Below are 21,446 nucleotides of genomic sequence, written 5' to 3'. Positions count from 1 at the left end.
GTCTGTTCAAGTCAAGGTCTGTCTTTTCTCTCGCAACTCCGATCGAATGTCGTCACTTGTGACGCGTTGCGCGCGCGGCCCTCTCCATACCCCCCTGGCCGCTGCGCGGACGCCCGGGGAGGACTGCAATCAAGTGACCAATCAGAGACGGGCTCTTCGCACCGCCGCTGTTGTCGTGGCCATGGCCGCCACCGCAGCGACGGCGTCGACCTTCGCCACCGCCCAGGCGCATGACACCACGTCAGCTCCCGCCGCTTCCGCGGCTCCCACCGTCGACCGCCATGACCCGGCGCCCGGCAAGGGGCACGTGGAGCACAACCTCGAAGGTCCCTTCAGCGAGCAGCAGGCAGCGCAGCGGGAGGCCGCGCTGGAGCAGGTGCTCGCCGGGGACAAGAAGGTGACGAACCGGAGTGGCTCCAAGGTCGTCAAGCTCGGCGACAAGAAGTACGTGGAGCTCGGCCGGGAGAAGACCGACAAGATCTTCACCATCCTGCTGGAGTTCGGGGACAAGGTCGACGACACGACCATGTTCGACCCGGACGGCGACGGCCCCAAGCCGCCCATCAAGAAGTACGGCGGCACCCCCGGCCCGGCGCACAACGAGATCGCCAAGCCGGACCCGAAGAAGGACAACAGCACCGCCTGGAAGGCCGACTACAACCGGGCGCACTTCGAGAAGCTGTACTTCGGCGAGGGCAAGGGCGTCCACTCGCTCAAGACCTACTACGAGAAGACCTCCTCGGGCCGCTACTCGGTCGAGGGCACGGTCTCCGACTGGGTGAAGGTCGACTACAACGAGGCCCGTTACGGCTCCAACTACTGCGGCCAGTCCAACTGCGCCAACGTGTGGGACGCGGTCCGTGACGGCGTCAACGCCTGGGTCAGGGACCAGAAGGCCCAGGGCCGCACGGACGCGCAGATCAAGGCGGCCCTGGCCGAGTACGACCAGTGGGACCGCTACGACCACGACGGCGACGGCGACTTCAACGAGCCGGACGGCTACATCGACCACTTCCAGCTGGTCCACGCCGGTGAGGACGAGTCGGCCGGCGGCGGCGCGCAGGGCGGCGACGCCATCTGGGCGCACCGCTGGTACGCGTACGGCACCAACGCGGGTGCGACCGGCCCGGAGTACAACAAGGCCGGTGGCGCGCAGATCGGTGACACGGGCGTCTGGGTCGGTGACTACACCGTGCAGCCCGAGAACGGCGGCCTGGGCGTCTTCGCCCACGAGTACGCCCACGACCTCGGCCTGCCGGACCTGTACGACACCTCCGGCGGCGGCGAGAACTCGGTCGGCTTCTGGTCCCTGATGTCGGCGGGCTCCTGGCTCGGCACCGGCAAGGGCGAGATCGGTGACCTGCCGGGCGACATGACCTCGTGGGACAAGCTCCAGCTGGGCTGGCTCGACTTCGACACGGCCAAGGCGGGCAAGACCTCGCTGCACAAGCTGGGCGTCTCGGCGTACAACACCAAGGACCCGCAGGCGCTCGTCGTCGAGCTGCCCGCCAAGTCCGTCACCACCACCGTCGTCAAGCCCGCCCAGGGCACCAAGCAGTGGTGGAGCGACCAGGGCGACAACCTGTCGAACACCCTGACCCGTTCGGTCGACCTGACCGGCAAGTCCTCGGCCACGCTGGACCTTTCGGGCTGGTACGACATCGAGGCCGACTACGACTACCTCTACACCGAGGTGTCCGACAACGGCGGCAGCAGCTGGACCGCGCTCGACGGCACCGCCGACGGCCAGGCCATCCCGCGCGACGCCAGCGACAAGCCGGCGCTGACCGACGTCTCGGGCGCGTACAAGAAGCTCTCTTACTCCCTGGACGCCTACGCGGGCAAGAAGGTCGACCTCCGCTTCCGCTACCAGACGGACGGCGGCGCGGGCGGCAAGGGCTTCACGGCCGACGAGATCACCATCACGGCCGACGGCGCCACGCTCTTCTCGGACAACGCCGAGGGCGACGACAACGGCTGGGCCTCGAAGGGCTTCTCGCGGATCGGCGAGTCGTTCGCGAAGGACTACCCGCAGTACTACATCGCGGAGAACCGCCAGTACGTGTCGTACGACGAGACCCTCAAGGTCGGCCCGTACAACTTCGGCTTCGCCACCACCCGTCCGAGCTGGGTCGAGCACTACGCGTACCAGACCGGTCTGCTGATCTGGCTCTGGGACACCTCCCAGAAGGACAACAACACCTCGGTCCACCCCGGCCAGGGTCTGATCCTGCCGGTCGACGCGCACGCCAAGCCGCTCAAGTGGAAGGACGGCACGATCGTACGCAACAAGATCCAGCCGTTCGACGCCCCGTTCAGCTGGTACCCGAACAAGGGCTTCACGCTCCACAACAAGGACGTGCCGCTGAAGATCCAGCCCTCGCTGGGCAACCCGGTCTTCGACGACCGCAAGGGGACCTACTGGTACAAGGAGAACCCGACGGGCAGTGTCAAGGTTTCTGACACGAACACCCGCATCTCCATCGTCCTGGAACCGCTCAGCGGCTCCTCGATGACCGTGCTGGTCAGCCCCTCGGGCCGATGATCCGGTAACGCCGCAGGTCAGAGCATGATCGGCCGTCGCCCTCTAGCGGGCGGCGGCCGATCGTGTTTAGGTGCGTCTTGTTCACATCCTTATTGACACGACGTCTCACGGGGGAGTGCGGATCATGGCAGGCGGAGGTTTCTGCAGGTTGCCGAACGGCACGGTGGTGGTGGCGCTGACCCTCACCGGACCACCGTCCGGCGGTACGGGAACGGGGCCCGGGGCCCCGGTACGGGTCCTGGTCCACGCGGCGAACCGGGCGCGCGCCCTGACCAGGCTGCGCAACCTGGGGCTGCGGGCGGTGTACCTGCGCGGCAACGACCGGCCGCCCACCCCGGACGAGATCACGGCGGTGCTGCACCACCCGGACGGCCTGCTGTGGCGGGCGGCGCCGCCGGACGCGCCCGGCCAGTCGCCGCAGGGGCAGCTGTCGCTCCAGGCGGCCCAGGAGCTGTGGCACCCGATCAGGGCCCTGCTGGGCCCGGCGGGACACGCGGGACCGGCCCGCCCGGCGGCGTAGGGGCGAACGGGCGGGCCGGTCGGGGGCTGCCCAGTGGCCGTCCGGGGGTCTCGCGGACGGCTACAGGGCCTCCGCCACGACCGGCTTCCCGGAGAGCTTCACGCCCGCCGTCCGGAGCTCCTCCAGGGCCCGCTCGGTGGTCGCCGGGGAGACCCCGGCGGTCAGGTCGAGCAGCACGTGGGTGACGAAGCCCTCACGGGCCGCGTCCAGGGCGGTGGCCCGTACGCAGTGGTCGGTGGCGATACCGACCACGTCCACCTCGGTGACGGACCGGTCGCGCAGCCACTGGGCGAGGCCGGTGCCGTTCTCGTCGGCGCCCTCGAAACCGCTGTACGCGGCCGAGTAGGCGCCCTTGTCGAACACGCTGTCGATGGCCCCGGAGGCGACGGCGGGCGCGAAGTTCGGGTGGAACCCGACGCCCTCGGTCCCGGCGACGCAGTGCACGGGCCAGGAGTCCACGAAGTCCGGGGTCTCGGAGAAGTGGTCGCCGGGGTCGACGTGGTGGTCCCGGGTGGCGACCACGTGCCGGTAGCCGGGCTGGGCCTCACCGATGAGGTCGGTGATGGCGGCGGCGACATCGGCACCACCCGCCACCGCGAGGCTGCCGCCCTCGCAGAAGTCGTTCTGAACGTCCACGACGATCAATGCGCGGTGCATGGCGGGTGTCCTTAAGGTGTGGGGAGAGCGGTGATGTCCAGCGTTCATGGTTCACGGGGATGGCATCGAGCGTAGAGACTAGGGCCTGACAATCAACCCCTACCCACTCGGCCCGCTCCGGCCCGTCCGGCGTTCGAGGACGGAACCCCGCGGTGGGGAGCCCGCACCTTCCGGGCCGGGCCCTGCCCTCACACGTACTCCGTCCCGATCACCGGCTCCCCCCGCGACAACTGCACCGCCGACATCGGCAATCCACCCCGCGCCACGACGTGCCGCTCCCGAGCCGCTTCCAACGGCTCCCGCGCCACCACCGAACCGCCCCGCACCAGCTCCACCAGCAGCTCCCGCCCCGCCAGCTCCTCCGGTACCGCCCCGGTCCCGATCACCTCGGCCTCGGCCACCCCGTGCTCGTCGACCCGGCGCGCCGCCCACTTGCGACCCCCCACCGACGACTTCGCCCCCAGCGACTTCTTCGCCACCGGCACCAGCGGAGCATCCGGCTCCGCCGATCCGGCCCGGGCCACCAGCTTGTAGACCATCGAGCACGTGGGGTGCCCGCTCCCGGTGACGAGCTGGGTGCCGACCCCGTACGCGTCCACCGGCGCGGCCGCCAGCGAGGCGATCGCGTACTCGTCCAGGTCCGAGGTCACCACGATCTTCGTGCCCGTCGCCCCCAGCTCGTCCAGCTGCTGCCGCACCCGGTGCGCGACCAGCAGCAGGTCCCCGGAGTCGATCCGTACGGCCCCGAGCCCGGGCCCCGCGATCTCCACCGCCGCCCGCACCGCCTCGGCCACGTCGTACGTGTCGACCAGCAGCGTCGTCCCCCGCCCCAGCGAGTCCACCTGCGCCCGGAACGCGTCCCGCTCCGTGTCGTGCAGCAGGGTGAAGGCGTGCGCGCTGGTGCCCACGGTCGGGATCGCGTACCGGAACCCGGCCGCCAGGTCGGAGGTCGCGTCGAACCCGCCGACGTACGCCGCGCGCGCCGAGGCCACCGCCGACAGCTCGTGCGTCCGGCGCGCCCCCATCTCGATCAGCCTGCGCCCCCCGGCCGCGGCCGACATCCGCGAGGCGGCGGCCGCGATCGCGGAGTCGTGGTTGAGGATCGAGAGGATCACCGTCTCCAGCAGCACGCACTCGGCGAAGGACCCCTCCACCCGCAGGACGGGCGAGCCCGGGAAGTACACCTCGCCCTCCGGGTAGCCCCAGATGTCCCCGCCGAAGCGGTAGTCGGCCAGCCATTCGAGGGTCGGCTCGTCCACGATGTCCTGCTGGCGCAGGAAGCCGATCATCTCGTCGTCGAAGTGGAAGTTCTCCACCGCGTCCAGCACCCGCCCGGTGCCCGCGACGACTCCGTAGCGCCGCCCCTCGGGCAGCCGGCGGGTGAACGCCTCGAAGACGGAGTGCCGGCCGGCGGTGCCCGCCTTGAGGGCCGCCTGCACCATGGTCAGCTCGTACTGGTCGGTAAAGAGCGCGGTCGACGGAACGCCGACCCGTCGCCCGAGGTCCGCTGAGTTCATGGCTGGGATGCTACCCCCTATTCGTCAGAGTGACGAGATGTGGGGTCCGTTTGTGCGCCGGGCCCGCCCGGGTGGCAGCATGGGACAGGTGAGCGTTGCTACCCCCGTAGAGATCGAACGTCCTGATTCGGCCGAGGAGACCTTCGCGGTCCCCGAGCCGGACGTCCCGTGGGTGACGCTCGTCCACAACGACCCGGTCAATCTCATGAGCTATGTGACCTATGTCTTCCAGGCCTACTTCGGCTACCCGAAGGACAAGGCGCACAAGCTCATGCTCGACGTGCACCAGAAGGGCCGCGCCGTCGTCTCCAGCGGGAGCCGCGAGGAGATGGAGCGCGACGTCCAGGCCATGCACGGTTACGGGCTGTGGGCCACCCTCACCCAGGACCGCAACTAGCAACCCCCTCAGCGCCCCTGCCCCGTTCGACCCACCATCGGAGAATCCATGGCCGGCCATTTCGAGGCCACCCCGGGCGGCGGCGCGGCCGTCGCGCTCGACGAGGTCGAGATCTCGATCCTGCGCTCCCTCGCCGTGCAGCTGCTCGAACTGATCGGCCCGGGCGACACGCCCGCCGACGGCGAGGACCCGCTCGCCGCGCTCTTCGCGGAGGGCCCCAGCAAGCCGCCCTCCGACCCGGCCCTGGCCCGGCTCTTCCCGGACGCGTACGGGGGTCCCGACGGGGCCGCCCCCGAGGAGAAGTCCGAGGAGGAGCTGCGGGAGCTGTCCGCCGAGTTCCGCCGCTTCACCGAGAACGACCTGCGCTCCCGCAAGCGCGAGGACGCCCTCACCGTCGTACGGACCCTCGACTCCCTCGCCTCCGCCGGGGACGGCGGAGCCGTGCTCACCCTCACCGCCGTGGAGTGCCGCTCCTGGCTCGGCTCGCTCAACGATCTGCGACTCACCATCGGCACCCGGCTGGAGGTCTCCGACGAGGACGAGGGCGAGGACGGCTCGCTCTACCGGCTCCCCGACAGCGACCCGCGCAAGCCCATGGTGATGGCCTATCTCTGGCTCGGCGCGCTCCAGGAAACGCTCGTCGAAACACTGATGCCGTAATCGGCGCCGCCAGCGCCCCGCGCCACCCTCCGCGCGTACTCCGTTCGCTCAACGGACGCTCAGATCCGGGTAATGATCCTGCCAAGTCATAGGCGGCATTCGCTCTGGATGGAGTTCCTTGTCCCCTTTTGCCTGTGGGATGCGCCACAGAATGTCCCATGGTGTCCTGTGACGGCCGTGATAAATCTTCACGATCGCCCGGGGACGCCACCCCTGTTCCCGGGGTCGCCACAGCCGGCCGAACGCCGGCGGCACTCCATCCATATCCGGGGGGATCAGGACCTGATCCGCAGCCTGTACGGCGCGGATCGGCGTGGAGAAAGGCGCATCACACATGACATCGGCTCAGGTCGACGAGGGACAGGCCGACAGCGGAAGGCCCGGCACGGACACCGGGGAGGACGCGACCGGTGGCGAGGGGTACCAGCGCGGTCTGGGAGCCCGTCAGATCCAGATGATCGCCATCGGCGGAGCCATCGGCACCGGGCTCTTCCTCGGCGCGGGCAAAGCGATCGACCGGGCCGGACCCAGCCTCATCCTGGCCTATTGCCTCGCGGGCCTGGTCATCTTCTTCATCATGCGGGCCCTGGGCGAACTCCTCATGTACCGCCCGGTCTCCGGCTCCTTCTCGGAGTACGCCCGGGAATTCATCGGCCCCTTCTTCGGATTCGTGACCGGCTGGACGTACTGGCTGTTCTGGGTCGTCACCGGAATCACCGAAGTCACCGCCGCCGCCACCTATATGACGTACTGGTGGGACATTCCGCAGTGGCTGTCCGCACTCGTCTTCACCGTCATTCTGTACGGCGCCAACCTGATCTCCGTGAAGCTCTTCGGTGAGCTGGAGTTCTGGTTCTCCATGGTCAAGGTCACCGCGATCGTCGGCATGATCCTCATCTGTGCCGGCGTCCTGACCATCGGCTTCTCGGACGCGGGTGACACCGCGACCGTCTCCAACCTCTGGAACGACGGCGGGTTCTTCCCCAACGGCATCAGCGGCATGCTGATGACGCTCCAGATCGTCATGTTCGCCTTCCTCGCCGTCGAACTCGTCGGCGTCACCGCCGGGGAGTCCAAGGACCCCAAGACCGTCCTGCCCAAGGCCATCAACACCGTGCCGTGGCGCATCGCCGTCTTCTACGTCGGCGCGCTGATCATGATCCTGTCGGTCGTGCCCTGGTCCACCTTCAAGCCGGGCGTATCGCCGTTCGTGAAGGCCTTCGAGGAGATGGGCCTCGGCATCGGCGCCGCCATCGTCAACTTCGTCGTCCTGACCGCCGCGCTCTCCTCCTGCAACTCCGGCATGTACTCCACCGGCCGTATGCTCCGCGACCTGGCCATGAACGGACAGGGCCCGCGCGCCTTCACCAAGCTGACGAAGAACGGCCTGCCGCTCGTCGGTACGACCTTCTCCGCCGCCCTGATGCTGGTCGGCGTCTGGATCAACTACCAGTGGCCGGGCGAGGCGTTCCACTACGTCGTCTCCTTCGCGACGATCTCCGGCATGTGGGCCTGGATCATGATCCTGATCAGCCAGATCCGCTACCGCCGCCTCGCCGACGCGGGCATGCTGCCGCACTCCTCGTTCAAGGCCCCGGGCGCCCCGTACACCAGCTGGTTCGCGCTCGCCTTCATCGGTCTGGTCATCGTGATGATGGCGATCGACGCGGAGGCCAGGATCTCGCTGTACTGCGCCCCGCTCTGGGCGCTCGCCCTCGGCGTCTCCTACCTGGTGCTCAAGTCGCGCAACCCGGAGAACACCGCCTTCGCCAAGCGCTGACCCCGGCTCGGCCAAGCACCGAACCCGCCTTGGCCAAGCCTCGACCCCGGGGTGGGCCCGTCGACCACGGGCCTCCCCCTCCGACCCCGAGGGCGGGCCCGTCGACCACGGGCCCACGACCGGCCCTCCTCCCGGACGCCCCGGCCGCCTCCCCCTCCCCCCACGGCCCGGGCGTCCACCATGCGGCCCTCTCCGTACCACCCACCGGTACGCGGAGGGCCGCATGCCTATCCTGGGCGCCATGCTGACCATCACCCAGGCGCTCCACGACCAGATCGTCGCCCACTCCCGCGCCGACCACCCCGACGAGGCGTGCGGAGTGGTGGCGGGACCGGCCGGGACGGGGCGCCCCGAGCGCTTCATCCCGATGCTCAACGCCGCCCGCTCGCCCACGTTCTACGAGTTCGACTCCGGCGACCTCCTCAAGCTGTACCGCGAGATGGACGACCGCGACGAGGAGCCCGTGATCATCTACCACTCGCACACGGCGACCGAGGCCTACCCCTCCCGCACCGACGTGACGTACGCCAACGAGCCCGGCGCCCACTACGTCCTGGTCTCCACCGCCGACACCGACGGCGCGGGCCCCTTCCAGTTCCGCTCGTACCGCATCGTGGACGGCGAGATCACCGAGGAAGACGTGCAGGTCGTCGAGGCGTACTGAGCGGCAGCGCTTCTCCCCGGGGGCCCCGCCGACCCTCCGGATCGGTCTGGCACACTGCACCCCAGACCCGAACACAAGGCAGCGGGAACCAGGAAGCCGGTGCGAATCCGGCACGGTCCCGCCACTGTGACCGGGCCCCCTCCCGTACGGACCGACGTACCGGAGGCGGCCCGGAAGCCAGGAACTGGCCCGCTGCCTTCCCGCATCGACCAGGGGACGCGGAAATCCCCCGGAGAGGCCCCGCCATGCCCCGGCGCACCCCCGCGCTCATAGCCGCCGCCGTGCTGCTCCCGCTCGCCCTCACCGCCTGCTCCGCCTCGGAGACCTCCACCGACGCCAAGGGCAGGTCCGAGGCCTCGGCGAAGAGCGACGGCTTCCCGTACACCGTCACCAACTGCGGTGTCACCAGCACCTTCAAGGCCCCGCCCAAGCGCGTGGTGACCATGAACCAGCACGTCACCGAGATCATGCTGGAGCTGGGCCTCGCCAAGTCCCTCGTCGGCACCGCCTACCTCGACGACAAGGTCCTGCCGAAGTACGAGAAGGACTACGCGTCCGTCCCGGTCATCGCCAAGGAGTACCCCTCCTACGAGCAGGTCCTCGCCACCAACCCGGACTTCGTCTACGGCGGCTACGCCAGCGCGTTCGCCGCGGGCGACGGCCGCAGCCGCGAGGCGCTGAAGAAGTCCGGCATCGAGAGCCGGCTCAACACCGAGAGCTGTGCCAAGGCCGACACCCCGATGGAGACCTTGTACGAGGAGGTCCGCGAGGTCGGCCGCACCTTCGGCATCGCCGACCGCGCCGAGGCGTGGATCAAGCAGGCGAAGGCCGACAACGCCGCGACGGCCGAGAAGCTCAAGGACCTCAAGCCCCTCCCCGTCTTCGTCTACGACAGCGGCGACAAGACCGCGTTCACCGCGGGCGGCAAGGGCATCGGCAACGAGCTCATCAAGCGGGCCGGCGGCACCAACATCTTCGCCGACCTCGACAAGTCCTTCGGGGACGCCTCCTGGGAGAACGTCGTCGCCCGCAAGCCCGAGGCGATCGTGATCTACGACTACGGCGCCACCACCGTCGCCCAGAAGAAGAAGCGCCTCCTCACCGACCCGGCCCTCGCCGACGTCCCCGCGATCAAGAACAAGCGCTTCGCGGTCATGCCCCTGTCGGACGTGGTCCTCGGTGTCCGCGTCCCCGCCGCCGTCGACAAGCTCGCGGCCCAGCTCCACCCGGCGGCCACCACCCCGTGACCTGCCGCGCCCCCGCACCCCGGCGGCTGCTGCGCTACACCCTGGTGGTCGGCGTCCTCGCCGTACTCCTCGCAGTCGCCGTGGTCGCCGCCCTCGCCCTCGGCTCCGTACGCATCCCGCCCGGCCAGGTGATCGACATCCTGACCGGGCGGGCGGAGGCGAGCCCGTTCCGCACGATCGTCCTCGACGTGCGGCTGCCCCGGGTCCTGCTCGGCGTCGTCGTCGGCGCTGGACTGGCCGTCATCGGCACGGTCCTCCAGGCCCTCGTACGCAACCAGCTCGCCGACCCGTTTCTGCTCGGTGTCTCCTCCGGCGCCTCCACGGGCGCGGTCATCGTCATCGTCCTCGGCATCGGCGCGTCCCTCGCCACCACCGTCACGATCCCGGCCGCCGCCTTCGCCGGAGCGCTGCTCTCGCTGCTGCTCGTCTACACCCTGGCGCGCGGCGGAGGCGGCCTCACCACCAACCGGCTCGTCCTCGCCGGGGTCGCCGTCTCCTACATCCTCTCCGCCCTGACCAGCCTGATCCTGGTCACCTCCGCCCGCGCCGACCACCTCCAGGAAGTCCTGTACTGGACCCTCGGCGGCCTCGGCGCGGCCCGCTGGGACATGCTCGCGCTCCCCGCGATCGCGCTCGTCGCCGGTACGGCCGTACTCCTGACCCTGGCCCGCCCCCTCGACCTGCTCCTGGTGGGGGAGGAGGGCGCGACCGTGCTGGGCCTGGACACCGCCCGCTTCCGGGCCGCCGTCTTCGTCCTCGCCTCGCTGATGACCGGGGCGCTCGTCGCGTACAGCGGGGCGATCGGCTTCGTCGGGCTGATGGTCCCGCATATGGCCCGGATGGCGGTGGGCGCCTCGCACCGCGCGCTCCTCCCGGTCGTCGCGCTCGGCGGGGCGGTGTTCCTGGTCCTCGCCGACCTGGCCGCCCGGACGCTCGCGGCCCCGCAGGACATCCCGGTCGGCGTGCTCACGGCCCTGACCGGCGGCCCGTTCTTCCTGTGGATGCTGCGGCGCAGGCCGGAGGGGGCGCCGGCATGAGCACCGTACGATCCGCGCCTCCGGCCGGGGGAGCACCCGTATGACGACCGTACGTACGGCTGAGGGAGCGCCCCGCATGAAGACACCACTCCCCGAGGGAGCCCGCCCGTGACCACCCTGCGCACCGAGGCACTCTCGTACGGAACGGGCGAGGGCCGCCACCTCGTCGACGGCGTCGACCTCACCGCCGCCGACGGCGAGACGGTCGGCCTGGTCGGCCCCAACGGCAGCGGCAAGACCACCCTCCTGCGCTGCGTCTACGGCACCCTGCGCCCCACCCACGGCCGGGTCCTCCTGGACGGCGACGACCTCGCCACCCTCCCCGTGAAGGCCCGCGCCCAGCGCATCGCCACCGTCCCCCAGGACAGCCACGCCGGGTTCGAGCTCACCGTCGGCCAGGTCGTCGCGATGGGCCGCGCCCCGCACAAGCGGTTCTGGGAGGCGGACAACGCCGCCGACACCGCCCTCGTCACCGACGCCCTGAAGCGGGTCGGGATCGCCGCACTCGAACCCCGTACGTTCTCCTCCCTCTCCGGCGGCGAACGCCAGCGGGCCCTGGTCGCCCGCGCCCTGGTCCAGCAGCCCTCGCTGGTCGTCCTGGACGAGCCGACCAACCACCTGGACATCCGCTACCAGCTGGAGATCCTCTCCCTGATCCGCGAGCTGGGCACCACCAACCTCCTCGCCCTGCACGACCTCAACCTCGCCGCGTACTACTGCGACCGGATCTACGTCCTCAAGGACGGCCGGGTCGTCGCCTCCGGCACCCCGGAGGAGGTCCTCACGGCGGAGCTGCTGGGCGAGGTGTACGGCGTCGCCGCCGAGGTCAGCACCCACCCGAAGACGGGCGCCCCCACGGTGATCTACCTCCCGGAGGGGTCCGGACGCCCCACCTTGTCCACATAGCGGTCGCTCACCATCCACCATGTGGGATCACACTCGGGTTTCCGGACCGGGAATCGATACGATGCCCGCATGGTTCCCCATGACGTGAGCAACAGGACGCCGGGCACGCTGCTCGTCGCGCGGCTGCACGTCGACCTGTGCAGGCTCAAGAGCGCGATCTGTCCCCCGCCCGCAGCCTGCCCGTGAGCCGCACGGCCTGAGCGACGGCCCACGCGCCACCCATCTGCTCCACCCCCCGCGCGGGGGAAGAAACGCGCGCCCCACGCCACCACCTCCCCGCTTTCGACAGGAGCCCACGCCATGGCCATCGAGGTCCGCATCCCGACCATCCTCCGCACCTACACCGACGGCGCCAAGGCCGTCGAAGGCAACGGGGACACCCTCGCCGACCTCTTCGCCGACCTGGAGAGCCGCCACACCGGCATCCGTGAGCGACTTGTCGACGGCGCGAACGGCGATCAGCTCCGCCGCTTCGTGAACGTCTACCTGAACGACGAGGACGTCCGCTTCCTCGACGGCATCTCCACCAAGCTCAGCGACGGCGACAACGTCACCATCCTCCCGGCCGTCGCCGGCGGCATGCGCTGATGCGGTACGACTCCCCGCTGGCGGCCGTGGGGAACACTCCCCTCGTCCGCCTCCCGCGGCTGTCCCCGTCCGAGGACGTCCGCATCTGGGCCAAGCTGGAGGACCGCAACCCCACCGGCTCGATCAAGGACCGCCCCGCGCTCCACATGGTCGAACAGGCGGAGAAGGACGGCCGGCTCACCCCCGGATGCACCATCCTGGAGCCCACCAGCGGCAACACCGGCATCTCGCTCGCCATGGCGGCCAAGCTCAAGGGCTACCGCATCGTCTGCGTGATGCCGGAGAACACCTCGCAGGAGCGGCGCGACCTGCTCGCCATGTGGGGCGCCGAGATCATCTCCTCCCCGGCGGCGGGCGGCTCCAACACGGCTGTCCGCGTCGCGAAGGAACTCAGCGCGGAGCACCCGGACTGGGTGATGCTCTACCAGTACGGCAACCCGGACAACGCGGGCGCCCACTACGCCACCACCGGACCGGAGATCCTCACCGACCTCCCGTCCATCACGCACTTCGTCGCGGGCCTCGGCACCACCGGCACCCTGATGGGCGTCGGCCGCTACCTCCGCGAGAACCGCCCCGGCATCCGGATCGTCGCCGCCGAACCGCGCTACGACGACCTGGTCTACGGTCTCCGCAACCTCGACGAGGGCTTCGTCCCCGAGCTCTACGACGCCTCGGTCCTCACCACCCGCTTCTCGGTCGGCTCGGCCGACGCGGTCACCCGCACCCGCGAACTCCTCCAGCAGGAGGGCATCTTCGCGGGCGTCTCCACCGGGGCCGCGCTCCACGCGGCGATCGGCGTGGGGAAGAAGGCGGTCAAGGCGGGGGAGAGCGCGGACATCGTCTTCGTGGTGGCGGACGGCGGCTGGAAGTACCTGTCGACGGGCGTCTACACGGCCGAGACGACGGAAGCGGCCATCGAAACGCTGCAGGGCCAGCTCTGGGCGTGAGCCCCGAATTCCGGGCTCAGACCCTGGTCGACTCCGGCTCACGCCTTGGCCGACTCTGGGCTCACGCCCTGGTCGGCTCCGGGCTCAGGCCCTGCTTGTGTCCCGTCCGGGCATGTTCCAGCCCGTCCGGCGTTTGAGGACATCCTTCCCCCGGTCCGGGAAGCGCCGACTCAGCCCGTCCGCACCATCTCAGCCCCTCCGGCGCTTGAGGAGCGGGGTCCGGGGCGGAGCCCCGAAATCAGGGCCCCGCCCCCAACCCCCGCACCCGCTCCCAAAGCTCCGCATCCACGGCCCCCACCCTCCGCCGGAACCCCCCGATCCGCACCTCCCGCAGCTCATCCGTCTCCAGGAAGCTCTGCCGCCCCCGCTGATCGCCCACCGTCCCCGCGGGCAGCGCGATCACCCCGGTCCGCTCCTCGTGATGCTTGCTGGTGATCTTGGCGACGAGCGCCGTGCGCCCCCGGCCCCGCCCCCGTACGGAGAGGACCAGGCACGGCCGGTCCTTGGACCCGGGCCCGTCCTCGTACGGCACATCGGCCCACCACACCTCACCCGCCCGCGGCGTACGCCCGTCCCCGCGCCCCGCCGGGCCCGAAGGCACCGACGGCCGTGACGGCGGCCGGGTCGTCCCCTCCGGCTGCCGGGGCCGCCGCGACCGGGGCCCCCGGTCCGAGCGGCCCCGCCCGTCCACCACCGCGGCGACGAGGGCCAGCAGAACCATGGCGACCAGCGCCACCCACCAGAACGTGTCCATCCCCCGACCGTACCGGCGCCGGGGACGGCACCACCCCGCCCGCCCGCCGCGGCCCGGACCCCGCGGCGCGCCCGGCCCCCACCGTGGGCGCGCTTCCATCGAACCGGTGACAGAGCAGGTGAGTTGCCCCACAACGGCAGGCGGCAGAGGAGCGACGCGGAGTTTCGCGCCTTACGCTCGACAAACCGCAAAACGTTCCGGCAGGAACGGCACGACTCCTCCCGCACGGCTCCTCCCGCACGATCCCTTCCGCACGAACCCTCCCCGTTCCCACGTCTCGGAGGTTCACGCTCCATGAAGCTCACCGTCGTCGGCTGCTCCGGCTCGTTCCCGTCCCCGGGTTCGGCATGCTCGAGCTACCTCGTAGAGGCCGACGGCTTCCGGCTGCTCCTCGACATGGGCAACGGCGCCCTCGGCGAGCTGCAGCGCCACGTCGGTCTCTACGACCTCGACGCGATCTTCCTCAGCCACCTCCACGCCGACCACTGCATCGACATGTGCGCGTACTTCGTCGTGCGCTACTACCGCCACGACGGCGCCCGCCCCGTCCCCCTCCCGGTCTACGGCCCCGAGGGCACCGAGCAGCGGCTGACCGCCGCCCACGGCGACACCCCCTCAGACCGGGCGATGAGCGAGGTCTTCGACTTCCACACCCTCAAGTCGGGGTCCTTCGAGATCGGCCCCTTCTCCGTCCGTACGGAGAAGCTCCGCCACCCCGTCGACACCTTCGGCATCCGGATCGAGCACGGCGGCTCCACCCTCGCCTACTCCGGTGACACGGGGACCTGCGACGCCCTGGAGGAGCTGGCCCGGGACGCGGACCTGTTCCTCTGCGAGGCGTCGTTCGTCGACGGCAAGGAAGACATCCCCGACCTGCACCTGAACGGCCGGGAGGCCGGTGAGGCCGCCGCCCGCGCGGGCGCCCGCCGACTCGTCCTGACCCACATCCCGCCGTGGACCGACGAGGACCGCAACCTCGCGGACGCGCGGACGGCCTACCCGGGACCGGTGGAACTGGCCGCGCCGGGAGCGGTGTACGAGGTCTGAGGAAGCGGTGTACGAGCTCCGGTAAACCGGCTGCCGGGCCGGTGCCCGCTCTGCGAGACTCCCGGGATGATCACGACCAGACTCGCCCGTGAGGGCGACCTCGACGGCTTCCTGTCCCTCGCGTCCCAGGTCGAGCACTGGTTCGGGCCGATGGTGGCGGAGCCGGGTTTCCACCGGGCGGTGGACGACCACATCCGTGACGGGGCGGCCCTGGTCGCCGAGTCCGCCACCGGTACCGGAATCGTCGGCGGCCTGCTGTTCGGCGCCGCCCCGCCCACGTACCACGTCCACTGGCTCGTCACCTCCGAGCGCTGCCGGGGCGAGGGTGTGGGCCGCCTGCTGATGGCGGACGCGATGGGCCGGTACGTCACCGGGCCGGGCACCGTCGAGGTGGTCACCTTCGGGCCCGGCCACCCCGGGGCCGTGGAGAGCGGAGCCCGTACCTTCTACGAGAAGCTCGGCTTCCGGCCGGGGGAGCCCGCCGAACCGGGACCGGAGGGCGGGCCCCGGCAGATCTACCGGCTGCCCGTCCCGGAGGCCGGGCCGCGAGCGTAGGGCGCTCCACCGCCTGCGGACACGGCGAGACCCCGCCTTCCAACAGGAGGGCGGGGTCTCGTACGTACGTACCGTAGGTGCGGCGGAGGCTACTTCGCCTCGGCCTTCTGCAGCTCGGCGAGCTCCTCGTCCGACTCCCGGCCCGGGGTCGGGAGGTTGAACTTGGTGATCGCGAAGCGGAAGACCGTGTAGTAGATCGCCGCGAAGCCGAGGCCGACCAGGACCAGCAGCCAGGGCTTCGACGCGATGCCGAGGTTCAGCAGGAAGTCGACCAGACCGGCGGAGAAGCCGAAGCCGTCCTTGATGCCGAGTGCCCAGGTCAGGGCCATCGACACACCGGTCAGCACCGCGTGGATCGCGTACAGCACCGGGGCGATGAACATGAACGTGAACTCGATCGGCTCGGTCACACCGGTGACGAACGAGGTCAGCGCGAGCGAGAACATCATGCCGCCGACGACCTTGCGGCGCTCGGGGCGGGCGCAGTGGACGATCGCGAGGCAGGCCGCCGGGAGGGCGAACATCATGATCGGGAAGAAGCCGGTCATGAACTGTCCGGCGTTCGGGTCACCGGCCAGGAAGCGGGCGATGTCACCGTGGGCGCCGTTGTACTCGCCCGCCTGGAACCACGGGAAGGAGTTCAGCAGGTGGTGCATGCCGACCGGGATCAGCGCACGGTTGGCGACACCGAAGACGCCCGCGCCGACCGCGCCGGAGCCGACGAGCCACTCACCGAGGTTGTGCAGACCGGCGCCGAGGACCGGCCAGATCAGACCGAAGGCGATACCGATGACCAGACCCGCGAAGGCGGAGAGGATCGGGACCAGACGGCGGCCGCTGAAGAAGCCCGCCCAGTCGGGAAGCTTGGTCCGGTAGAACTTCTGGTACAGCAGGGCCACGACTATGCCCATCACGACACCGCCGAGGACACCGGCGTTGACGGGGGCGTCGCTCATCACGATCTTGCCGTCGGCCACGCTCGCGACCTGGGGCAGGTTGCTGTCCGTGAAGGTGGCCAGCACCTTCTGGAAGACGAGGTAGCCGGTGACGGCGGCCAGGGCGGTCGAGCCGTCCGACTTCTTCGCGAAGCCGATGGCGATGCCGACGGCGAACAGCAGCGGCATGTTGTCGAGGATCGCGCCACCGCCCGCGGCCATGTAGCCGGCGAGCTTGGTGATGAAGGTCGGGAACGACTCGCGGCCCAGCATGTCGCCGTTGCCGAGGCGGACCAGGAGTGCGGCGGCCGGCAGTACGGCGACCGGCAGCATGAGGCTGCGGCCGATGCGCTGCATGACGGCCATCACGCCGGCGCCCTTCTTCTTCTCGGCCGCGGGTGCGGTCTCAGCCGTGGTCATCAACTTCCTCCATGGGGCACGGTGCCGCCCGGGTCATTGATGCGGGGAGGCGGCGACTCGACAGACGCGGCAGACAGCCGTGGTCTGGACCACTCAGTGGTGTAGACCAGTTTTAGCACGGTGAGGGTTAGATAAGGAACCTTCAATTCCCTTCTGATTCGCGGTAGCAGAGCCAGCACGTTCGGTGACATGACGAAGGCCCCCGGACCAGGTGGTCCGAGGGCCTTGCGCGGCCGGGGGAAACCCCCGTTGGCCTGCTACTTCGTGAGGTTCTTCTCGATCTCCCTCTCGATCTCCTCCGGTTCCCGGCCCGGCGTCTTGAGGTCGAACAGGGTGATCGCGAAGCGGAAGACCACGTAGTAGATCACCGCGAAGCACGCGCCGATCGGGATGATCAGCCAGGGTTTCGTATCGAGATGCCAGTTGACGACGTAGTCGATCAACCCGGCCGAGAAGCTGAACCCGGCATGCACCCCCAGCAGCCAGGTGATGCCCATCGACGCCCCGGTGAGCACCGCGTGGACGCCGTACAGCAGCGGTGCGACGAACATGAACGAGAACTCGATCGGCTCGGTCACGCCCGTGACGAACGAGGTCAGCGCCACCGACACCATCAGGCCGCCCACTTCCTTGCGGCGCTCGGGTCGGGCGGTGTGGGTGATGGCCAGGGCGGCGGCGGGCAGGCCGAACATCATGATCGGGAAGAAGCCCGAGGTGAACTGCCCGGCCGACGGGTCCTGGGCGAAGAACCGGGAGATGTCGCCCTGTACGGTCTGGCCGTCGGCGCCCACGAACTCGCCCGCCTGGAACCAGAAGAACGTGTTCAGGAACTGGTGCATACCGATCGGGATCAGCAGCCGGTTCGCGAAGCCGAAGATCGCCGCGCCCCACGAGCCGAGGTTGATCAGCCGCTCGGAGAACCAGGTCAGCCCGTCACCCACCGGCTGCCACAGGAGCCCGAACACCACGCCCAGGATCACGCAGAGGAAGGCCATCAGGATCGGCACCAGGCGGCGGCCGTTGAAGAAGCCCAGCCAGTCCACCAGCTTGGTGCGGTGGTAGCGCTGCCAGACCACGGCGGTCAGCAGGCCGATCAGGATGCCGCCGAGCACGCCGGGGTTCTGCGGCTCCCCGGCGGGCAGCTCGTCCGTCACCGTGCCGTCCATGGGGAACGCCGCGAGGACGCCCCGGTAGACCAGGAAGCCCACCACGGCCGCCAGTGCGGTGGAGCCGTCCGCCTTCTTCGCGAAGCCGATGGCGACGCCGATGCAGAAGAGCAGGGGCAGGCCGAGCTTGCCGTCGAGGATCGCGGTGCCGCCGTTGAACAGGACCGAGGCGGTCTTCTCCCAGAAGGCGCCGTGCAGATAGGAGCTGAACAGGTTCCCGAGGCTGACCAGCAGGCCCGCCGCCGGAAGGACGGCCACCGGGAGCTGGAGGCTGCGGCCGACCTTCTGCAAGCCCTGGACCGGCCCGTTCCACCATTTTGGCTGCGGTGCCGCAGCGGCGCTCGAACTCATCGGCATCCTTCCGGAACAAGCCTCGTTTGGCGGTCGTCGGAAACTGGTGTAGACCAGTTGCGTCACGGTCCGGGGCCCGCCCCGAAGTCAGGGCACCGGTGATCGTTATCTTTGGTGATAGTCCGGTTACCCGCCCGCGAAGTTGGGCCAACCGTGCGTTACCGTGACGAAACGGACCCGCAGCGGGCGGCCCGTCCGCACGCGAACACCAGGGAGAAGGCATGGCCACCAAGGCTGAGAAGATCGTCGCCGGGCTCGGCGGCATCGAGAACATCGACGAGATCGAAGGCTGCATCACCCGCCTCCGTACCGAGGTCCACGACGCCAGCAAGGTCGACGAGGCCGCCCTGAAGGCCGCCGGCGCCCACGGCGTCGTCAAGATGGGCACCGCGATCCAGGTCGTCATCGGCACCGACGCGGACCCCATCGCCGCCGACATCGAAGACATGATGTGACCGGCTGACCCTCCCCGCCGGACACCGCAGGCCCCTTGGGGCTCGCACCCGCAGGCCCTCAGGGCCCGCACCCGCAGGCCCCCTGGGGCTCGCACCCGCAGGCCCCGCACTTCATCGGTGCCGGGGCCTGCGCCGCACCCGAACGGAGCCACCCCCGCCAACGGATAAAGTCGGCCCCATGTCTCGCATCGACGGCCGCACCCCCGAACAGCTCCGCCCCGTCACCATCGAACGCGGCTGGAGCAAGCACGCCGAGGGCTCAGTCCTCATCTCCTTCGGCGACACCAAAGTCTTCTGCACCGCCTCCGTCACCGAAGGCGTCCCGCGCTGGCGCAAGGGCAGTGGCGAAGGCTGGGTCACCGCCGAGTACTCCATGCTGCCCCGCTCCACCAACACCCGCGGCGACCGCGAAGCCGTACGCGGCAAGATCGGTGGACGCACGCACGAGATCAGCCGTCTGATCGGCCGTTCGCTGCGCGCGGTCATCGACTACAAGGCCCTCGGCGAGAACACCATCGTCCTGGACTGCGATGTCCTCCAGGCCGACGGAGGCACCCGTACGGCCGCCATCACCGGGGCGTACGTGGCCCTCGCCGACGCCGTCGTCTGGGCCCAGGGCAAGAAGATCGTCAAGGCCGGACGCAAGCCGCTCACCGACACCGTCGCCGCGATCAGCGTCGGCATCGTCGACGGCACCCCGCTGCTCGACCTCTGCTACGAGGAGGACGTCCGCGCCGAGACCGACATGAACGTCGTCTGCACCGGGGACGGCCGCTTCGTCGAGGTCCAGGGCACCGCCGAAGGCGCCCCCTTCGACCGCAAGGAGCTGGGCTCGCTCCTGGACCTGGCCACCGCGGGCTGCGTCGACCTCGCCACGCTCCAGCGTGACGCACTCGCCACCACGCAGAACGCGTAACGGCTTACCCTCCCCGGGTAAAGAAGCAACCGAACAAGCACGCCACAGCGTCGTTACGAGCACGGGCGCACGGGTCGAACCGTGCGCCCGTCCGCGTACCGATCCCCGGGGAGGGACCCGCACCATGGCTTCGCGCCGCCACCAACGCCTCGCACTCGCCACCGTCGCCACCCTGCTGACGCTGACCACGGCCGTGGGCTGCGCCGGACTCGACAAGGCGCTCGACTGCGTCCGCACCGCCGACGCGATCGCCACCAGCGTCGGCAACCTCCAGCGGGCGGTCTCCAGCGCCTCCGAGGACATCACCCAGGCCTCCGAAGCCCTGGACGAGATCGACCGCGAGCTCAAGAACCTCGGCGACACCACGGACAACGCCGACCTCTCCAAGGCCATCGACGACCTCAAGGAGGGCGTCACCAACGTGCGCGACTCCATCGAGAGCGGCGACGCGACCCCCGACATCAGCCCGGTGACGGACGCGGCGACGGAGATCGGCAAGGTCTGCACGCCGTAGGAACGACGGGGCGAGTACGGGTACGAGCACGGCTACGGGGACGGGCACAAGTACGGGTACGAGCACGGCTACGGGGACGGGCGCGGGTGCGACGGGTCCGGGTGCCGGTCCACGGCCTGCCCCGCCCCGGCGATAATCGGTGCATGAAGCGCCTGATCCTCGCCACCCGCAACGCCGGGAAAATCACCGAACTGCACGCCATCCTCGCCGACGCGGGACTCGACTACGACCTCGTCGGCGCGGACGCGTACCCGGACATCCCCGACGTCAAGGAGACCGGCGTCACCTTCGCCGAGAACGCGCTCCTCAAGGCCCACGCCCTGGCCCGGGCGACCGGCCTCCCGGCGATCGCCGACGACTCCGGCCTCTGCGTCGACGTCCTCAACGGCGCCCCCGGCATCTTCTCGGCCCGCTGGTCCGGCACCCACGGCGACGACGAGGCCAACCTCAACCTGCTCCTGGCCCAGCTCGGCGACATCGCGGACGACCACCGCGCCGCCCACTTCGCCTGCGCCGCCGCCCTCTCCCTCCCCGACGGCACCGAACGCGTCGTCGAGGGCCACCTCCTGGGCACCCTCCGCCACACCCCGTCCGGCACGAACGGCTTCGGCTACGACCCGATCCTCCAGCCCGAGGGCGAGACCCGCACCTGCGCGGAGCTGACCCCGGCCGAGAAGAACGCGATCAGCCACCGCGGCAAGGCGTTCCGGGCGCTGGTGCCGGTGGTCCGGGAGCTGGTGGGCTGAGACGGCCACTTCGGACACCGAGAGGGGGGGGCCCCCGGCCGGCGGGGGCCCCCAGCGGTGGGGTGGGGGCCGGGGGGCGACAAAACCCCAAAGAACACGACCACCGCGGTCAGAAACCC

General features: G+C 70.1%; 23 protein-coding genes and 1 riboswitch. Of the genes, 18 read left to right on the top strand and 5 right to left on the bottom strand.

The window, feature by feature from the left end; all coding sequences use genetic code 11:
- Positions 1–133 precede the first annotated feature (133 nt).
- A complete protein-coding gene (locus ACFW9Z_RS25220; protein ID WP_384644688.1) occupies positions 134–2,545 on the top strand; it encodes an immune inhibitor A domain-containing protein in 2,412 nt (803 codons plus the stop codon).
- A 124-nt stretch (positions 2,546–2,669) separates the two neighbouring features.
- Positions 2,670–3,065, top strand: coding sequence for a hypothetical protein (locus ACFW9Z_RS25215; protein WP_384644686.1), 396 nt, complete (start codon positions 2,670–2,672; stop codon positions 3,063–3,065).
- A 60-nt stretch (positions 3,066–3,125) separates the two neighbouring features.
- On the opposite strand, the gene ACFW9Z_RS25210 is transcribed toward ACFW9Z_RS25215, so the two are convergent.
- Together ACFW9Z_RS25210 and ACFW9Z_RS25205 are read right to left on the bottom strand one after the other, a co-directional pair.
- Complete coding sequence (locus tag ACFW9Z_RS25210; RefSeq protein ID WP_384644684.1) at positions 3,126–3,722, bottom strand: isochorismatase family protein; 597 nt, start codon at positions 3,720–3,722, stop codon at positions 3,126–3,128.
- Positions 3,723–3,910: 188 nt separating this feature from the next.
- Entirely contained in the window at positions 3,911–5,239 is a 1,329-nt protein-coding gene (locus tag ACFW9Z_RS25205; RefSeq protein WP_384644682.1) for a nicotinate phosphoribosyltransferase, read from the bottom strand.
- Positions 5,240–5,318: 79 nt separating this feature from the next.
- Here ACFW9Z_RS25205 and clpS point away from each other — a divergent pair, with 79 nt between their 5' ends.
- From clpS to ACFW9Z_RS25155, 10 genes are all read left to right on the top strand, one after another.
- Positions 5,319–5,636, top strand: a complete 318-nt coding sequence (clpS, locus tag ACFW9Z_RS25200; protein WP_031125181.1) for an ATP-dependent Clp protease adapter ClpS — start codon at positions 5,319–5,321, stop codon at positions 5,634–5,636.
- Between the two features lie 48 nt (positions 5,637–5,684).
- Positions 5,685–6,296 (top strand): DUF2017 domain-containing protein, encoded by a 612-nt coding sequence (locus ACFW9Z_RS25195; protein WP_384644680.1) that lies wholly within the window; start codon positions 5,685–5,687, stop codon positions 6,294–6,296.
- Positions 6,297–6,630: 334 nt separating this feature from the next.
- On the top strand, positions 6,631–8,076 hold the full coding sequence (locus ACFW9Z_RS25190) for an amino acid permease (protein WP_384644678.1): 1,446 nt from the start codon (positions 6,631–6,633) through the stop codon (positions 8,074–8,076).
- Positions 8,077–8,317: 241 nt separating this feature from the next.
- Positions 8,318–8,740, top strand: a complete 423-nt coding sequence (locus tag ACFW9Z_RS25185; protein WP_032759081.1) for a Mov34/MPN/PAD-1 family protein — start codon at positions 8,318–8,320, stop codon at positions 8,738–8,740.
- An 86-nt stretch (positions 8,741–8,826) separates the two neighbouring features.
- Positions 8,827–8,927, top strand: a riboswitch (cobalamin riboswitch).
- Positions 8,928–8,985: 58 nt separating this feature from the next.
- On the top strand, positions 8,986–9,987 hold the full coding sequence (locus ACFW9Z_RS25180) for an ABC transporter substrate-binding protein (RefSeq protein WP_384644676.1): 1,002 nt from the start codon (positions 8,986–8,988) through the stop codon (positions 9,985–9,987).
- Entirely contained in the window at positions 9,984–11,024 is a 1,041-nt protein-coding gene (locus tag ACFW9Z_RS25175; protein WP_384644674.1) for a FecCD family ABC transporter permease, read from the top strand. The genes ACFW9Z_RS25180 and ACFW9Z_RS25175 overlap by 4 nt, the downstream gene beginning before the upstream one ends.
- A 108-nt stretch (positions 11,025–11,132) precedes the next feature.
- On the top strand, positions 11,133–11,930 hold the full coding sequence (locus tag ACFW9Z_RS25170; RefSeq protein WP_384644672.1) for an ABC transporter ATP-binding protein: 798 nt from the start codon (positions 11,133–11,135) through the stop codon (positions 11,928–11,930).
- A 69-nt stretch (positions 11,931–11,999) separates the two neighbouring features.
- A complete protein-coding gene (locus ACFW9Z_RS25165) occupies positions 12,000–12,116 on the top strand; it encodes a putative leader peptide (protein ID WP_309544402.1) in 117 nt (38 codons plus the stop codon).
- A gap of 114 nt (positions 12,117–12,230) precedes the next feature.
- Positions 12,231–12,518, top strand: coding sequence for a MoaD/ThiS family protein (locus tag ACFW9Z_RS25160; RefSeq protein WP_030567729.1), 288 nt, complete (start codon positions 12,231–12,233; stop codon positions 12,516–12,518).
- A complete protein-coding gene (locus ACFW9Z_RS25155) occupies positions 12,518–13,468 on the top strand; it encodes a PLP-dependent cysteine synthase family protein (RefSeq protein ID WP_118906302.1) in 951 nt (316 codons plus the stop codon). Before ACFW9Z_RS25160 ends, ACFW9Z_RS25155 begins: the two co-directional genes overlap by 1 nt.
- A gap of 238 nt (positions 13,469–13,706) precedes the next feature.
- Here ACFW9Z_RS25155 and ACFW9Z_RS25150 read toward each other — a convergent pair whose 3' ends face one another.
- Positions 13,707–14,222, bottom strand: a complete 516-nt coding sequence (locus ACFW9Z_RS25150; protein WP_384644669.1) for a type II toxin-antitoxin system PemK/MazF family toxin — start codon at positions 14,220–14,222, stop codon at positions 13,707–13,709.
- A 294-nt stretch (positions 14,223–14,516) separates the two neighbouring features.
- On the opposite strand from ACFW9Z_RS25150, the gene ACFW9Z_RS25145 reads away from it, so the two are divergent.
- Both ACFW9Z_RS25145 and ACFW9Z_RS25140 read left to right on the top strand, forming a co-directional pair.
- On the top strand, positions 14,517–15,269 hold the full coding sequence (locus tag ACFW9Z_RS25145; protein ID WP_384644667.1) for an MBL fold metallo-hydrolase: 753 nt from the start codon (positions 14,517–14,519) through the stop codon (positions 15,267–15,269).
- A gap of 66 nt (positions 15,270–15,335) precedes the next feature.
- Positions 15,336–15,824 carry a GNAT family N-acetyltransferase gene (locus ACFW9Z_RS25140; protein WP_384644665.1) on the top strand — a complete coding sequence of 163 codons (489 nt, stop codon included), beginning with the start codon at positions 15,336–15,338 and terminating at the stop codon, positions 15,822–15,824.
- Positions 15,825–15,913: 89 nt separating this feature from the next.
- On the opposite strand, the gene ACFW9Z_RS25135 is transcribed toward ACFW9Z_RS25140, so the two are convergent.
- Positions 15,914–17,179, bottom strand: coding sequence for a PTS transporter subunit EIIC (locus ACFW9Z_RS25135; RefSeq protein ID WP_384644663.1), 1,266 nt, complete (start codon positions 17,177–17,179; stop codon positions 15,914–15,916).
- Between the two features lie 257 nt (positions 17,180–17,436).
- Complete coding sequence (locus ACFW9Z_RS25130; RefSeq protein ID WP_384644661.1) at positions 17,437–18,696, bottom strand: PTS transporter subunit EIIC; 1,260 nt, start codon at positions 18,694–18,696, stop codon at positions 17,437–17,439.
- Positions 18,697–18,917: 221 nt separating this feature from the next.
- On the opposite strand from ACFW9Z_RS25130, the gene ACFW9Z_RS25125 reads away from it, so the two are divergent.
- From ACFW9Z_RS25125 to rdgB, 4 genes are all read left to right on the top strand, one after another.
- Positions 18,918–19,151, top strand: coding sequence for a glucose PTS transporter subunit EIIB (locus ACFW9Z_RS25125; RefSeq protein WP_015608814.1), 234 nt, complete (start codon positions 18,918–18,920; stop codon positions 19,149–19,151).
- A 178-nt stretch (positions 19,152–19,329) separates the two neighbouring features.
- Positions 19,330–20,067 (top strand): ribonuclease PH, encoded by a 738-nt coding sequence (gene rph / locus ACFW9Z_RS25120; RefSeq protein ID WP_384644659.1) that lies wholly within the window; start codon positions 19,330–19,332, stop codon positions 20,065–20,067.
- 124 nt (positions 20,068–20,191) lie between these two features.
- Entirely contained in the window at positions 20,192–20,581 is a 390-nt protein-coding gene (locus ACFW9Z_RS25115; RefSeq protein ID WP_384644657.1) for a hypothetical protein, read from the top strand.
- Between the two features lie 143 nt (positions 20,582–20,724).
- Entirely contained in the window at positions 20,725–21,327 is a 603-nt protein-coding gene (gene rdgB / locus ACFW9Z_RS25110) for an RdgB/HAM1 family non-canonical purine NTP pyrophosphatase (protein ID WP_384644655.1), read from the top strand.
- Positions 21,328–21,446: the final 119 nt, after the last annotated feature.

Origin of the sequence: Streptomyces sp. NPDC059452 (assembly GCF_042750035.1) — a bacterium.
Lineage (GTDB): Bacteria > Actinomycetota > Actinomycetes > Streptomycetales > Streptomycetaceae > Streptomyces.
The sequence above is the reverse complement of the archived record's forward strand: the minus strand, read 5'-3'. Positions and strand labels throughout refer to the sequence as shown.

Coding starts and splice junctions, on each gene's coding strand:
- ACFW9Z_RS25215 (WP_384644686.1), top strand. CDS start 2,670: ATGGCAGGCGGAGGTTTCTGCAGGTTGCCGAACGGCACGGTGGTGGTG.
- ACFW9Z_RS25210 (WP_384644684.1), bottom strand. CDS start 3,722: ATGCACCGCGCATTGATCGTCGTGGACGTTCAGAACGACTTCTGCGAG.
- ACFW9Z_RS25205 (WP_384644682.1), bottom strand. CDS start 5,239: ATGAACTCAGCGGACCTCGGGCGACGGGTCGGCGTTCCGTCGACCGCG.
- clpS (WP_031125181.1), top strand. CDS start 5,319: ATGGGACAGGTGAGCGTTGCTACCCCCGTAGAGATCGAACGTCCTGAT.
- ACFW9Z_RS25195 (WP_384644680.1), top strand. CDS start 5,685: ATGGCCGGCCATTTCGAGGCCACCCCGGGCGGCGGCGCGGCCGTCGCG.
- ACFW9Z_RS25190 (WP_384644678.1), top strand. CDS start 6,631: ATGACATCGGCTCAGGTCGACGAGGGACAGGCCGACAGCGGAAGGCCC.
- ACFW9Z_RS25185 (WP_032759081.1), top strand. CDS start 8,318: ATGCTGACCATCACCCAGGCGCTCCACGACCAGATCGTCGCCCACTCC.
- ACFW9Z_RS25180 (WP_384644676.1), top strand. CDS start 8,986: ATGCCCCGGCGCACCCCCGCGCTCATAGCCGCCGCCGTGCTGCTCCCG.
- ACFW9Z_RS25165 (WP_309544402.1), top strand. CDS start 12,000: ATGGTTCCCCATGACGTGAGCAACAGGACGCCGGGCACGCTGCTCGTC.
- ACFW9Z_RS25160 (WP_030567729.1), top strand. CDS start 12,231: ATGGCCATCGAGGTCCGCATCCCGACCATCCTCCGCACCTACACCGAC.
- ACFW9Z_RS25155 (WP_118906302.1), top strand. CDS start 12,518: ATGCGGTACGACTCCCCGCTGGCGGCCGTGGGGAACACTCCCCTCGTC.
- ACFW9Z_RS25150 (WP_384644669.1), bottom strand. CDS start 14,222: ATGGACACGTTCTGGTGGGTGGCGCTGGTCGCCATGGTTCTGCTGGCC.
- ACFW9Z_RS25145 (WP_384644667.1), top strand. CDS start 14,517: ATGAAGCTCACCGTCGTCGGCTGCTCCGGCTCGTTCCCGTCCCCGGGT.
- ACFW9Z_RS25140 (WP_384644665.1), top strand. CDS start 15,336: ATGATCACGACCAGACTCGCCCGTGAGGGCGACCTCGACGGCTTCCTG.
- ACFW9Z_RS25135 (WP_384644663.1), bottom strand. CDS start 17,179: ATGACCACGGCTGAGACCGCACCCGCGGCCGAGAAGAAGAAGGGCGCC.
- ACFW9Z_RS25130 (WP_384644661.1), bottom strand. CDS start 18,696: ATGAGTTCGAGCGCCGCTGCGGCACCGCAGCCAAAATGGTGGAACGGG.
- ACFW9Z_RS25125 (WP_015608814.1), top strand. CDS start 18,918: ATGGCCACCAAGGCTGAGAAGATCGTCGCCGGGCTCGGCGGCATCGAG.
- rph (WP_384644659.1), top strand. CDS start 19,330: ATGTCTCGCATCGACGGCCGCACCCCCGAACAGCTCCGCCCCGTCACC.
- ACFW9Z_RS25115 (WP_384644657.1), top strand. CDS start 20,192: ATGGCTTCGCGCCGCCACCAACGCCTCGCACTCGCCACCGTCGCCACC.
- rdgB (WP_384644655.1), top strand. CDS start 20,725: ATGAAGCGCCTGATCCTCGCCACCCGCAACGCCGGGAAAATCACCGAA.